The 620-nt window shown below is 58.4% G+C and carries 1 protein-coding gene; it reads right to left on the bottom strand.

The genetic code is table 11. From position 1 onward, the window contains the following. Window positions 1–41: 41 nt before the first annotated feature. Window positions 42–620: SRPBCC family protein (locus ACR0E6_RS22585; RefSeq protein ID WP_480587596.1), on the bottom strand; the 579-nt coding region annotated here is incomplete at its 5' end.

Raw genomic sequence — 620 nt, forward strand, 5'->3', positions numbered from 1 at the left:
ATTTGCAGGTTCTACCGTGCGGAATCCAAAAGCGTTTCAGGTCAGGCGGGTGTGTCTACGCCGTCTCGCATCCATTGCTGCAGCCGGGCGATGGAGTGTTCGCTCATCACGCCGCATTTGGGGTCAAGAACCAGTGGGCCGGGCACATAGCCCCTGGACTTGAGGCCGCGATACACGGATTCGACCAAGCGAATATCTTCGGCCACGGTGGTCTCGCGATCCTGTACGGCCAGCCCGCGGATCACATCGCTTTCATGGCCGCCTTCCGTATACCAGCCCCGCCAGACGGTGCATGTGTCCACGGTTTCGGCCCGCCAGTGATAGGTGTTCAGCACATTCCCAGGATAACACTGGAATGAAAACATGGGCCACAGGAACCACGACTGATAGTCGCCGGCATGGGGCACCGACAGGTCGATCGGATAGGTCATCTTGTCCAGTGCCTGACACTCGGTCGTGTGGCGCAGGACGTAGCCGCCTTGCTCGTCTGGCCGGATGTCATAGGTTTCCGGCTTCACCACACCCTCGGCAAAGGTCGGGTGGTTCGATGGGCAATGATAGCATTCCGAGTAGTTCTCGACTGAGACCTTCCAATTGCAATTTTCCGGAATCTCGACCCA

Source organism: Ruegeria sp. AP12 (assembly GCF_056540025.1).